Below are 13,420 nucleotides of genomic sequence, written 5' to 3' on the forward strand. Positions count from 1 at the left end.
GAGCACCTCAGATGTGCTACGCCGCGACCAGCCGGGGGAAGGCCTTTCTCATTTCAACTTGGATGTGATCAGTTCACCCCATCACCCAAAACCCAACGCATCTACGCCCGCGGATGCGCCTGCCGGTACACCTTCTTGAGGCGCTCGACGCTCGTGTGGGTGTAGATCTGCGTCGTGCTGATCGAGGCATGCCCCAGGAGCTCCTGCACCGCGCGCAGATCGGCGCCGGCGTCCACCAGATGGGTGGCGAAGGTGTGGCGCAGCGAGTGAGTCGTGAGGTCGGCCCCTTCGCTCACGGCGCTCATGAGCCCGACCATGGCGTGCTGAATGGCGCGTGGGCTGATGCGCGCGCCGCGCTCGCTCAGGAACACCGCGCCGCGCGCCACGCGGCCGGCCTTCACGCCGCCAAGCTTGGCGAGCAGCGCATCGCGCTTGCTCAGGTAGTTCCGCAGGGCGCGCTGCGCATGATCGCCGAGCGGCACGATGCGTTCCTTGCGCCCCTTGCCGCGCACTTTGACCTGCTGCGACACCAGATCCAGGTCGCCCAGGTCGATGCCACGCATCTCCGACAGGCGGAGACCGCTCGAGTAGAACAGCTCGAGCATCGCGAGGTTGCGCACGTCGCTGAACTCGAGGCTCTGGGCGCGCGTCTCGGCGTGCTGAATGAGCGTCTCGGCTTGCGTGCGATCGAGATAGGCCGGCAGCGTGCGCGGGAGCCGCGGTGAGCCCACCGCGCGCGCGGGGTTCACCTCGACGCGTTCATCGCGATGCATCCAGCGATAGAAGCTCCGCACCGCCGAGAGCTGGCGCGCAATGGAGCGCTTGGCGAGACCGCGGCGCGTGAGATGCGCCATGTAGCCGCGGATGCTCGTGCGGGTGAGTTCGTTCCAGTCCCACCCCGCGACGCCATACGTCTGCGCGAGCCAGACGGCAAACTCCTTGAGGTCGCGGCGATACGCCTGCACCGTGTTGGGCGAGAGGTCGCGCTCCTTTTCGAGATGCGTCAGAAACTCCGCAATCTCGGTCGGCAGCGGGCGCTCCGCCTCGTCGCTCACCGCCTCGTCGCTCACGGCTCGGCGCTCACGGCTCGGCGCTCACGCGTCAGCCCACCGCCACCGCATCAAGCGCATGCTCGGCGCGCCACGCGGCTAGCGCCGCCAAGGCGCGCTCGGCGAACAGCTCCCGCTTGCGCGTCTTGTCCTTGAGCACCCGCGGTTCCACGCCCTCGAGCTCGTCGAGCAACCCGAAGTTGGCGTTCATCGGCTGGAAGTGCTTCGGGTCGGCCTCGCGCAGATATCGGTAAAGCGCGCCGAGCATCGTGGCCGGCGGCGGCACCACCGGGTCCTCGCCGCGCAGCATGCGCGAGAGGTTGATGCCGGCCAGCAGCCCAGTCGCGCTGCTTTCGGTGTACCCCTCCACGCCGGTGATCTGCCCCGCGAAGAGCGTGGTGCGCGCATCGCGCAGCGACAGATGCGGCGACAGCGCCGCCGGTGCGTTCACGTACGAATTGCGATGAATGGACCCGAAGCGCAGGAACTCCGCCTCGGCCAGCCCCGGAATCATGCGGAACACGCGCGCCTGCTCGGGAATGCGGAGGCGCGTCTGAAAGCCGACCAGGTTCCACATGCGCCCGCCGCGATCTTCCATGCGCAGCTGGGCCACCGCCCACGGCTTCCGGTCGCTGCGCGGATCACGCAGGCCAATGGGCTTCATGGGGCCAAAGCGCAACGACTCGCGCCCGCGCCGCGCCATCTCCTCGACGGGCATGCACCCTTCGAAGTACGGCACGCTGTCGAACTCGTGCGCCGTGAACTGGTCGGCGGTGGTGAGCGCGTCGATGAACGCCTCGTACTCGTCCTTCGTGAACGGGCAGTTGAGGAACGCGCCTTCCTCCCCCGCCCCGTCCATCGTCTCCTTGCCCCAGCGCGACGCGCGGAAGGCGATCGCCTGATCGATGGACTCGACACTCACCACGGGCGCGATCGCATCGTAGAACGCCAGCGATTCCACACCCAAGCGCGCCCGAATGGCCTCGGCCAGCGCATCGCTGGTCAGCGGACCGGTCGCAATGATACCGACCTCGGGGACCGTCGTGACCTCGTCGCGCGAGACCGTGATGCGCGGGTGCGCATGGATCCGATCATGCACCGCCTGCGAAAAGATCTCGCGATCCACGGTGAGCGCACTACCGCCCGGTACCCGCGCCTCATCGGCACAGGTCAGAATGAGCGACCCCAACGCCCGCATCTCGGCTTTCAGCAACCCGTGGGCGTTCGAGGTCTCGGTGCTCTTGAACGTGTTCGAGCAGACGAGCTCACCCAGTCGCTCAGTGCGATGGGCCGCCGTGGTCCGCACGGGACGCATCTCGTGGATGACCACGTCGTGGCCGCGCTCCGCGAGCTGCCAGGCGGCCTCGCTCCCGGCGAGACCGCCCCCAACCACATGAATCGGTGTCACCGAGGTCACGCGACCTCGGCCACGTCCTCGGCGTCTTCCGGCGTCGGCACGTCCCACTCGTTGCCGCACTTGATGCACTTCCGGAAGTTGCCGCGCGTCTTGTTCGACTTCGCCTCAGCGCCGATATAGCCACAATCCGGGCAGGTGTCGGCGACCGGCTTGTCCCATACCACGAAGTCGCAGTTCGGGTAATTCTCGCAGCCGTAGAACGCCTTGCCCCGCTTCTTCGAACGACGCTCGGCAATCTCGCCGCTGTCCTTGGGGCACTTCACACCGGTGGGCATGGAGCGCGTCCCGCGACACTTCGGGAACTTGCTGCACCCCAGGAAGTCCCCCGACCGACCGTGACGCACCACCATGGGCGCACCACACTCCTGACACATGTAGTTGGTCAGCTCGGCGGGCTTCTTCTCCCCCTTGATGGGGCGCGTGTACTTACAGACCTTCGGGTGATTCTCGCAGGCCACGAACGGCCCGAAGAACCCGCCCTTGGCGACCAGCTTGCCGCCGCACTCCGGGCACTTTTCGGTGGCCAGCGCCGACAGATCGTAGGCCTCACCGATGAGGGCATCGAGATCGTTGTCGTTGAGCGTGCGCTGGAAGGGCGTCCAGAAGTCGCCCAGCGCGCGCACCCAGTCGATCTCGCCGTCGGCAATCTTGTCGAGCTCCTCTTCCATCTGCGCCGTGAAGCCGACGTTGAACACGTCGGGGAACTTCTTCACCATCACCTTCTCGACGGTCTCGCCAAGCGGGGTGGGGAAAAAGCGCCGCTGCTCCTTGGAGACGTAGCGCCGCTCCTCGAGCACGGAAATGATGCTCGAGTACGTGGACGGACGTCCGATCCCCAGCCGCTCGAGCTCCTTCACCAACGACGCTTCCGAGAAGCGCGGCGGCGGCTCGGTGAAGTGCTGGTTGGGCGTGATCGCCTTGACCGGCACTTTCTCGTCGACCTCGAGCATCGGCAGCGCCTGCTCGTCTTCCAACGCCTTTGAGTCGCCCTCTTCGCGCGCCTCGCGGTACAGCGCCAGGAAGCCCTGGAACTTCACCACCGAGCCCGTGGCGCGGAACAGATACTGGCGCTCACCCGCCGCCATGTCGAAGTCCACCGTGGTGGTGTCGAACACCGCCGGTGCCATCTGCGACGCCATGAAGCGCTGCCAAATGAGCTGATACAGCTTGAACTGATCGGCCGTCAGGAACTTCTGCACCGATTCCGGCTTGCGCGACGGATCGGTGGGACGCACGCCTTCATGCGCGTCCTGCGCGTTGGCCTTCCCCGTGGGATAGAGCTGCGGCGTGGGCGCGAGGAAGTCCTCACCGAACTGCGCGCGCAGCACATCACGCGCCGCGTTCGCGGACTCTTCACCGACACGCGTCGAGTCCGTACGCATGTACGTGATGAGACCGGTCGCGCCATCGATCCCGATGTCGATACCCTCGTACAGATCCTGCGCGAGGCGCATCGTACGCTTCGAGGCGAAGCCCAGCTTCTTGGCCGCTTCCTGCTGCAGCGTGGACGTGGTGAACGGCGCCGCCGGGTTCTTGCGACGCTCGCGCCGCTTGACCTCAGTGACGAGGAACTGCTTCCGCCCCTTGAGATCGGCCAGAATACGATCGGCTTCCGCCGCATTCGGGATCTCCGGCTTCTTGCCATCGACCTGATGCAGCTTGGCGGTGAAGGGCTGCGTGCCCTTCTGCAGATCAGCCGCAATGCTCCAGTACTCCACCGGCGTGAACGCGCGAATCTCGCGCTCGCGCTCCACGATGAGCCGCAGCGCGACGGTCTGCACGCGACCGGCGCTGAGCCCCTTCTTCACGGTCTTCCAGAGCACCGGGCTCGCCTTGTAGCCCACGAGCCGGTCGAGGACGCGACGAGCCTGCTGCGCTTCGACCTTGCGCGTGTCTATGTCGATGGGCTTGGCGAGCGACTTGAGAACGGCGTCCTTCGTGACTTCGTGGAACATCACGCGCCGGATGGGCGCGCTCACCGCATGCCGCTTGGGCTGCGTGAGGAACTGCTCCACATGCCAGCCGATCGCCTCTCCTTCGCGATCAGGGTCGGTGGCGATGAAGATCTCGCGAGCCCCCTTCGCCAGCTTCTTGAGATCGGAGAGGATGTCTTCCTTCCCCTCGATCGTGACGTACTCCGGTTCAAAGCCGTGGTCGATATCGATCCCCAGCTTCTTGGCCGGCAGATCACGGACATGGCCGACCGTCGCGCGCACCGTGTAGCCGCGCCCCAGATACTTGCCGATGTTCTTGGCCTTGGTGGGTGACTCGACGATGACGAGCGACGTACCGCCGGCGGGCGCGGGCTCGTTGTCCTCGAACGACTCCACGACCGCGGACTTGCGGGCCGTCGCCTTCTTCACGGCCTTCTTCGCCGCCTTCTTCGCGGGCGCCTTCTTGGCCGCCGACTTGGCCGGCGCCTTTACCACAGTTTTGGCAGCCGCTTTCGCCGCCGGTGTGGCGGACGATTTCGCGGACGCTGAGGTCCCCGCCTTGGCAGCGGTCTTGGGTGCAGCCTTTTTGGTCGGCATCTGCTCAGTGTATCAGGGGACGGTCGCCACCCATGGCGCCATCATCAAAGCCCACGTCTTCCGCGATCGTGCGGATGTCCGCGAGGCTGATGCGGCCATCCACATGGACGAGCGCACGCTCCACGAGTTGCTCAAAATCGTTCGGATGAACGGCCCCGGTGGCATGCATCGTCACCAGATAGCCCCACGCGTCGGCGGTGAATCGCCCGCGTTCGTGTGGGCCTTGTACCCGGATGGGGGCCGTCCGATACCCCGGCGCCGAAACGCCGTGACGGCTCCAACCGGGGCCGGCTTCAGTATCGCTATACAGTAAAGAAAGGATCTCTCCAATCTGACGCCGATTGTATCCTTGCGACGAGAGTCAGGCTTCCACCTCCACGACATCCGTGTCGGCGGCAAAGCGCTCGCGCAATTCTTCCACAACCGGCATCCAACGATCGTCCATTTCCTAACCTATCTCCGCGACTCCGACACGGGCAAGCGTAACCAGTGAATCTATAACCTGTTGCTGGGTAAGCTTTTCCACTTCTAGGACCGCATCCGCCGCCGCGTAGAGCCCCTTCCGGGCGTCCCACAACGCCTGAATCCGAACGGCTGGGTTCGCCTGATTGAGCAGCGGCCGGACCGTGCGAGACCGGGACACCCGGCGCAGCGCTTCGGCCGGCGAGACCTGTAAATGAATGATCCGTCCTGGCGGGCGCAGCAGTTCCATGACCCCCGGATTGGTCACCCACCCGCCCCCCGGAGCCAGCACCATCGGCGGCGCCGCGGCCAGCTCCCGCGTCAGCTCCACCTCGAGCGCCCGGAACGCCGCTTCCCCCCGCTCGGCGAAGAGCCGCGCGACGGTCAGGCCGGTGCGGCGTTCGATCTCCACATCGAAATCCAGAAACGGGCGCCCGAGCCGACGCGCCAGCTGGCGGCCGCAGGTGGACTTGCCGGCCCCCGGCAGCCCCACGAGCACGAGATGCCCATCGATCTGATCCCTCGGGATGGGCGCGTCGGTCACGATGGGCTCAGCGAACGCGTTCGTCGAGCCGCGCGAGATAGCCCGCCAGATTGCGCTGCACCTCGCCCAGCGAGTTGCCGCCGCACTTCTCGAGCAGCGCGTCGGCGAGGACATAGGCCGCCATCGCCTCCGCGATTACGCCCATCGCCGGCACCGCGGTCACATCGCTCCGTTCGGCGACCGCCGTCGCGTTCTCGCCCGTCTTGGTGTCCACCGTGCCGAGTGGCCGAATGAGCGTGGAGATGGGCTTCATGGCCACGCGAATCACGAGATCCTCGCCGGTGGTCATGCCACCCTCGGTGCCTCCGGCCCGATTGGTCTTGCGCCGCACGTGGCCGGCGCGGGTGCGGCCCACCGCGGGCTCGATCTCGTCATGCACCTCCGCGCCGGTGCGGCGGGCGGTCTCGAAGCCCAGCCCGATCTCCACGCCCTTCACGGCGGGGATCGAGAGCATCGCCTGCCCCAGACGGCCATCGATGCGCGTCTCCCACGAGACGTGCGACCCGAGCCCCACGGGCAGCCCACGCACGACCACCTCACAGATGCCGCCCAGCGTATTGCCTTCCTTCTTGATCGCGTCGATGCGCTCGATCATCGCCGCTTCGGCCCGCGGATCGAGGGTGCGCAGCGGCGACGCGTCGGACACCGCGTTGATGTCGTCGGGGAGCTGGTCGGGGCGCACGGCGTCGATACCGCCGAGATGCACCAGATGGGAGCCGATGGACACGCCCACTTCGCGCAGCAGCACGCGGCAGATCGCGCCCGCCGCCACGCGCGCGGTGGTCTCGCGCGCGGAGGCGCGTTCCAGGATGTCGCGCGCGTCGCTGCGGTCGTACTTCAGAATGCCGGTCAGGTCGGCGTGGCCCGGCCGTACGCGCGTCACGGCGCGCTTGCGGGCGCCATCGGTATCGCCGTCGCGGGGCGCCGGGTCCATGATCTCGACCCAGTTCTTCCAATCGCTGTTGCGAATGAGCATCGCGACCGGCGAGCCGAGCGTTTCGCCGGCGCGCACGCCGGAGAGGAACTCGATGCGGTCGGTTTCGATCTGCATGCGGCGCCCACGCCCGTAGCCCTGCTGGCGGCGTGCCAGCTGGGTATCGACGTCGGCGGCCAGCAACGGCACGCCCGCGGGCATGCCTTCGAGGACCGATACGAGCGCGGGGCCGTGCGACTCGCCAGCAGTGGTGAAGCGGAGGATCGGCATGCGTGCAACGTAGGGCGGCCCCGCCGTGGCGCGCCACCCTTGGTGGGACGCCCGCACGCAAAACGGGCCCCGGCGAGTGCCGGAGCCCGTTTCGTGACGCGGGGTGAACCGCTTACTGGCAGGTCGTCGTGAAGTTGTCCGGGAGCGCCACGAGGGTCACGCCGCGGATCGTTGCACCGATGAGCACCAGGCTGCCGTTTGCCCGGAGCGCCGCCTTGATCGGACCAATGATCGGGTCGCGGATCGGCACCGATGCGATCTTGCGATAGCAGTAAGTGTCGAACACGTCGATGACCGGCTCGCTCGAGGCCACGAAGGACAGACGCGCCCGGAGGTTCGTCATGTTCGCGCCCGTGTTGAGCGGGTGGAAGTCGAGCCCACCGCCGCTCGGACGCGACTGCAGGATGCCCTGCAGGCGCAGCGTGCGGTCGAACAGGTAGGTCGAGTCGCCCTTCACGGCGTTGATGGCGCCGTCGAAGTTGATGCCGACGCCCTGAACGCGGGCGAAGGTGTTGGCGATGAAATCCGTCACGTCGATCGGACGCGAGATGCCGTTGTCGACCACGGGGATGGGCGGCGTGCTGTCAAAGCCCATCATCGCATCGTACGTCAGGGCGCGGCTGCCGAGCACTGGACCACCCTCGCCGAAGACGGCGCGGCGGAAGTTGCCGGAGTTGCGCACGAACGTGGTGTCGCGGAACGCGAGCAGCGGGAGCCGCGCCACGATCGAGTAATCGAACGAGCCGCTCGGCGTGGTCACGCGCTGCTTGTACGGCAGGAGCGTCGAGTCACTGCCCACCCCACCGGCCGCCAGGCGCACGATCTCGAGCGTGTCCGACGCGTTCTGCGTCTGGCCAATGGCCTGCTCGAAGAAGAAGTGCGAGGTCTGCTTGGTGAGGTTTTCCCAGCGCAGCGTGCCCTGATTCGGGAACGGCGTGGACTGACCGGGCGTCGGCGTGGTGGAGTACACCACGATGGCGTCCTGGCAGGGCGCGGTGGGCGCCGTGCCGGTGGTCGTGCAGGTCGTGCCGAGGAACTGCGGGCGATCGCTGAAGTCGTAGAGCGTGCGCTGCGTGATGAGCTGGTCCGACTTGTCCGAGCGCGTGGTCGTGATGCTGTAGACCACGATGTTCGGGAGCGGATAGCGGTACACTTCGCGGCCGGTGGTACCGGCGTTGAGGTTCACGTAGCTGATATTGGTCCCGCCGGAGTTCGCGACCAGGAGCGTATCACCGAAGTCACCAGCGCGATTACGCGGCCACGCGGCGAGGCCCCACGGGCGCGAGCCCACGGCCACCGGCGTCTTGAAGCTCGAGTCGGCCAGATTGAACACCTCGAGCCAGTTGCGCTCGATGTTCGAGAGATAGAGCCGATCGGTGCGCGGGACGTAGATGGCATCGGCGATCTGGCCGCCATTCGGCAGCGGGTTCGTGAAGCCGGCCACGACCTGCACCGTATCCTGCTTGAGGGCGCCGGAACCGAAGCGCGCCACGTCGCGGCGCCCCGCGGCATTGCGAGCGAAGCCGGCCACCGTGACCGAAGTCGGGAACGCCGTCGCCGGAATGCGCGCCTTGAAGGTGCGTAGCAGCGAGCTGAAGGCTCCCGTGGACGACACCGAGTCGGCCGTGATGAGCGAACCGGCCAACGTACGGACTTCGTAGCCGATCACCGAGATCCCCACCGGGTCGGTCGCCGACACAAAGACGGTGTCGTTGATCTCGACGCGGCTGGCCACGCCGGTGGTAACCACTGGGATCGTCGTGGACGTGGTCGGCGTCTGCACCGCGTAGGGCACGCCGGCGCCAACAACGCGCTGGTTGAGCGAGTCGGTCACGAACGGCGTCACCGTGATGGTGAGACCCTTCACGCTGTCCGGAATCACCAGCGTATCGAGGAGGCTCAGCGAATCCCGGAGCGGATTCGAGTAGTTCACCGAGTCCTTGGTCTTGTAGGCGCCGGAGATCTCGTAACCGAGCGTCTTGACCTTGTAGCGGGCGCGGCCAACCAGGGAGAGCACCAGCGATTTGCCGGTGACGACCGGCGAGTTTGCCACGGGGCTCGTGACGATGGCCAGGGGCGGCTCGAGGTTTCCGATCGTGAGCGCGACGCGCGACGTGTCGGACAGATTGCCGGCGCCGTCCATGGCGACCGCGCGGGCGATCACCGTCGCCCCGATCGGCGCGTTGGCCGGCACCTTCGTGGTCAGGTTGTACGCGAGCGTCGTCACCGCCGAGGTCATCGTGGTGTCGAAAACGCCCGTCATGCCGCCCGACAGGAAGATCCGGACCTTGAGCAGGCCGATGTTGTCGGTGGCGTTGATATTGACCGAGATCAGGGTGTCATCGACCGTGTTGCCCTTGGAGATGGTCACGCGGGGCGCGGCCGTATCCTTGAACGGGGGATCGATGACCTCGTCACCGGTGCACGCCGCCAGCGACACGGCCGCTGCCACGAGGGCAACGCCGAGCGCTCGGCCGCGACGGGCGCGAGGAGGCTGGGGGCGCGCCGTGACGCGCCCGAAGAGTGAGGTCAGCATGGGATGCGGAGTCCTCGTTGCCTTAACGGCCCGGGGGCAGAACGCCCTCGTCCAGGATGTGCGGCGTGACCAGGATGAGCAGGTCGCGCTTGGTTTCGTTCTTGGTGTTCTGCGAGAAGATCTTGCCGACGAACGGCAGGTTCATGAGCACCGGGATGCCGCTGCGGAAGCGCGTCGTCTCCGTGACCGTGAGGCCGCCGATCACCGCCGCCTCGCCATCCGCCACGAGCACCTGCGATTCGGCGCGCTGGCGGTTGAAGATCACGCCCACGTCGGTGGCCGCGACTTCGGCGCTCGAGTTCTCCGCCTTGATGTTCAGCAGCACCATCTTGTTGTTGGTGATCTGCGGCGTGACCGAGAGCTTGATACCCGCCTCTTCCTTCGAGACCGTGGCGCGGGGGAAGAAGGCCGCCGCGTTGGGCGAGTTCTGCCCGCCGCCGCCGCCGCCACCGCCACCGCCGCCACCACCCCCAGCGCCCGAGGAGCCGGAGCTCGCGTCGATGACGCGAATCGGGATTTCCTGACCGACGAAGATCTCCGCCGAGCGGTTGTTGAGGATCGTCACGCTGGGCTCCGACTGCACGTCGGCGAGCGACGAGGTCTGGAGGGCGTTGAGGAACGACGTCAGCTGATAGCGACCGAGCGCCGTGCTGTAGATCAGGTTGAGCGCGTTCGGCTTGATTGCGTTGTTGGCGTTCGCGATGCCGGCGATCGCGTTGCCACCGAGGGCGATACGCGCCGGGCCTTCGTAGGCCGTACCGCCGCCGACGGCATCGGGCACCCCGTCACCGTTCGTGTCGATCGGCTTGAGGGTGGTCGGATCGACCCGCGGCACGAGCTTCTGGAAGAACTGCTTGTTGCCGGTGCCAAGGTCATAGGCAAGGCCGATGTCCTGGATGCCGGTGCGGTTCACGAAGACGATCTTCGCCTTGATGGCCACCTGCGGGGTCCGGATGTCGAGCTGCTGAATGCGCTGGACGATCTCCGGGAGGCGCGACGGCACTTCCGTGATGATGAGCTTGTTGGTGGCGCTGTCGGCGGCGACGGAGCCGCGCACGACGCACCCCTGCCCGCCCATCTGCCCCTGCTGCTGGTTGCCGTTCTGCATGCCCTGGTTCATGGGCATGCCGAGGTTCTGGCCCGTCTGCATCGTGGTCAGGCCGGTGCAATCGCGCGCGAGGAGCGCGGTGACCGTCTGCCGGAGCGTGGTGGCCTTGGCGTAGTTGATGTCGACGATCTGCGTGACCAGCGGCTCGAGGGCCTGGTTCACGGCGAGCTTCTGATAGCTGTCGACGGTGATGATGCCGGAGGCGTCTTCGGTGGCCGCGAGGCCCTGCGCCTGCAGGATGGCCTGCAGCGCGACGTCCCACGGCTTGTCCTGGATATCCGCGGTGACGACGCCTTCGACGTCCTTGCCGATCACGATCGTGCGGCCCGAGAAGGTCGCAAACGCGGCGATCACGTCGCGGATGTCGATCTTGTCGTACTGGACCGTGATGCGCGGCTTCTGCGCCTGCTGGCGGCGGTTCGCCGACACCGGCACGCGCTTCTCCATCGGGTCGTTCGAGGTGTCGACCAGCGGCTCGGCCTTGACCGGCTCCGGCTTGATCTCGACCTTGGCCGGCTCATTCCGCACCGGTTCAGCCTTCGGGGCCTCGAACGCGGTGGCGACCTTGGGCGAATCGGCCGGAGCCTTGGCCTGCGGCATGGTGCTGACGGGCGACTCGAGGCGGCCGGCGGCCACCGCGGTCTCCGTCTTCATGGCCGAGCCCCAGGCGGCAAACGACGCGCCGGCGGCTTCGAGTTCGATGCGGACCTGCTTGCCGTCACGACGCACCGTGTAGCGGTGCGAGGCGTCGAGATCGATCACCAGGCGGACGGTGTCGGCGCGGTACTGCGAGAGGCGCAGATTGCGCACCGGACCACGGGTCTTGCCGTCGTAGCTCGAGCGGATCGTGAGGCTCGCGCCCCCGAGATCCACCACGAGACGGGACGGATTGTCGAGCGTGAAGTGGTTCACGGTGAGGCCGCTGTCGGCCCCGATCACCACGGCCGCGCCATTCGCGGACGGTGACACTTCGATGGTGTGGACGCGCCCGCGGGCGGTCACATCATCATGGTACACGGCCATCCTGGCCGTCGGTACAGCGAGCGCCTCGCGCGCCGTGGGTGCCACACCTGCGGGCACCAGGAGCGCGGCGATCACTGCAACGGTCGTCGGTCCCATCATGGGTTCCTCACTTTCGTCGTGTCACTGCTCAGGAAAAGCGTTTCCGTGCGATTGAAGCCGAACTCCTCCATCGTGAACTGCACCGCCTTCGGCTTGATGGCGGTCACACGCAAGCGGCCGAGCTGCTGTCCAACGCGGACGCGATACTGCTGCTTCGAGTAGGTGTCGCGGAGCACCGCGATCGAGTTCTTGCCATCCGGGTCGAGCGCGACCACGGCGAGGCGCAGGTCGCTCAGGAGCGGGCGCACTTCGCTGCTCGTCATGAGCGACTTGTACGGATCGCGACGGCCGCTTCCGCTGTAGGCGAAGACTTCGCGCTGCAGCGTGATCTCGGTCGGCATCGAGGCCTTGGCCGGCGCGGCCTTGGGCGCGCTGACGGTGCCGGCGGATTCGCGCGTGACGGTGGCGCTGACCGGCTTGGCCGGGGTCTGGGCGCCGGCCAGCTGGGCAGCGAGCACCAGCGCGGAGCACAGCATGAGAGGGCGCATCATGACGCACGCTCCTTGGCGGCGCGCGGAGCCGGCGCCGTCTTCTCGACGTAAGTCTGCAGGGTGATCGTGGACGTCAGCTCGGCCTTGTCGCCCGGTCGCGCCATCGGCACGGGCATGCCGGGCTTGCGCGCGCCGCCGGTGGAGATGCCGAACTGCACCGGCGCGACGATACGTGGCAGCGAGCCGACATTGGCGAGGAACTCGCCCATGGCGTGGTAGCCGCCGATGATCGTGACGGTGTAGCGGTAGGTGTCGAAGCGCTCGCCGGTGATGACCGGCTCGGGGATGACGCCGCCCACATCGAGACCCGCGCGGCGCGCCGCCGTGCTGACCTCTTCGAGGAGCGCCGGTACTTCATTGCCTGTCGGCACGAGCCGGCGCATCACGGTGAGCGCCGAGCGGTTCTCGGCGGCCTGCGTGCGCAGATTCTCGATGCTGCCGGAGGCGAATTCACGCGCCGCCTTCTGATTGCTCTCTTCGAGCTGCGTGACGCGGAGCTCGTCGGCCGTCAACTGCTCGGCCTTCGACGAATACGGATACATCCAGTAGAGAGCGGCCAGGGAGATCGCCGAGAAGGCGATCAACAGCTTGATCTGGTCGCGCTGGGAAGTCGGGAGGATTGCCATGATTCGCTCAGGTCAGCGCACGGGAACAACAAGGGGGGAGGTCTTCACGACGCCGCTGGGCGGCACTTCGTAGTCGGCGGCCAGTTCGAACTGGGTGACATCCTTGCCGTCGACGGTCACGATCTCGGACTTGGTGAGCGAGACGTGCTGGATGAACGGCGAGCTTTCGAGCTGGCGCATGAACATCGTGAGCGCCTGGATGTCGACCGTCTGGCCGACGAGCCGGAAGGTGAGCGGCGCGTGGACAACGACGCTGTCGGGCACATGCTGCGCCTTGCGCCGCGCGGCGGCACCGGGCGCCGTGGCCGGCGGCTCGTTCGGCGCCCCGGG

11 protein-coding genes are annotated in these 13,420 nt (G+C 67.1%); all 11 read right to left on the reverse strand.

From position 1 onward, the window contains the following. Nucleotides 1-101: 101 nt before the first annotated feature. The gene (xerC, locus tag K2R93_22050) at nt 102-1,070 is read right to left on the reverse strand and encodes a tyrosine recombinase XerC (protein MBY0492535.1); all 969 of its coding nucleotides are present in this window, start codon (nt 1,068-1,070) and stop codon (nt 102-104) included. Between the two features lie 31 nt (nt 1,071-1,101). Next, on the reverse strand, nt 1,102-2,466 hold the full coding sequence (trmFO, locus tag K2R93_22055; protein MBY0492536.1) for a methylenetetrahydrofolate--tRNA-(uracil(54)-C(5))-methyltransferase (FADH(2)-oxidizing) TrmFO: 1,365 nt from the start codon (nt 2,464-2,466) through the stop codon (nt 1,102-1,104). After that, on the reverse strand, nt 2,463-4,997 hold the full coding sequence (gene topA, locus K2R93_22060; GenBank protein MBY0492537.1) for a type I DNA topoisomerase: 2,535 nt from the start codon (nt 4,995-4,997) through the stop codon (nt 2,463-2,465). The genes trmFO and topA overlap by 4 nt, the downstream gene beginning before the upstream one ends. A gap of 4 nt (nt 4,998-5,001) precedes the next feature. Next, nucleotides 5,002-5,166, reverse strand: coding sequence for a hypothetical protein (locus K2R93_22065; protein ID MBY0492538.1), 165 nt, complete (start codon nt 5,164-5,166; stop codon nt 5,002-5,004). Nucleotides 5,167-5,445: 279 nt separating this feature from the next. Beyond that, on the reverse strand, nt 5,446-6,003 hold the full coding sequence (locus K2R93_22070) for a hypothetical protein (GenBank protein ID MBY0492539.1): 558 nt from the start codon (nt 6,001-6,003) through the stop codon (nt 5,446-5,448). A gap of 7 nt (nt 6,004-6,010) precedes the next feature. Further along, nucleotides 6,011-7,207: a chorismate synthase gene (gene aroC / locus K2R93_22075; GenBank protein MBY0492540.1), complete on the reverse strand. Its 1,197-nt coding sequence runs from the start codon at nt 7,205-7,207 to the stop codon at nt 6,011-6,013. A gap of 112 nt (nt 7,208-7,319) precedes the next feature. Further along, a complete protein-coding gene (locus K2R93_22080) occupies nt 7,320-9,743 on the reverse strand; it encodes a hypothetical protein (GenBank protein ID MBY0492541.1) in 2,424 nt (807 codons plus the stop codon). A gap of 22 nt (nt 9,744-9,765) precedes the next feature. Continuing rightward, on the reverse strand, nt 9,766-11,973 hold the full coding sequence (locus tag K2R93_22085) for an AMIN domain-containing protein (protein ID MBY0492542.1): 2,208 nt from the start codon (nt 11,971-11,973) through the stop codon (nt 9,766-9,768). Further along, the gene (locus K2R93_22090) at nt 11,970-12,464 is read right to left on the reverse strand and encodes a pilus assembly protein PilP (GenBank protein ID MBY0492543.1); all 495 of its coding nucleotides are present in this window, start codon (nt 12,462-12,464) and stop codon (nt 11,970-11,972) included. The genes K2R93_22085 and K2R93_22090 overlap by 4 nt, the downstream gene beginning before the upstream one ends. Next, nucleotides 12,461-13,090, reverse strand: coding sequence for a type 4a pilus biogenesis protein PilO (gene pilO, locus K2R93_22095; protein ID MBY0492544.1), 630 nt, complete (start codon nt 13,088-13,090; stop codon nt 12,461-12,463). The genes K2R93_22090 and pilO overlap by 4 nt, the downstream gene beginning before the upstream one ends. 12 nt (nt 13,091-13,102) lie before the next feature. After that, a partial coding sequence (locus tag K2R93_22100) for a PilN domain-containing protein (GenBank protein MBY0492545.1) occupies nt 13,103-13,420 on the reverse strand: 318 nt, incomplete at its 5' end.

Source organism: Gemmatimonadaceae bacterium, from assembly GCA_019752115.1.
GTDB lineage: Bacteria > Gemmatimonadota > Gemmatimonadetes > Gemmatimonadales > Gemmatimonadaceae > Gemmatimonas.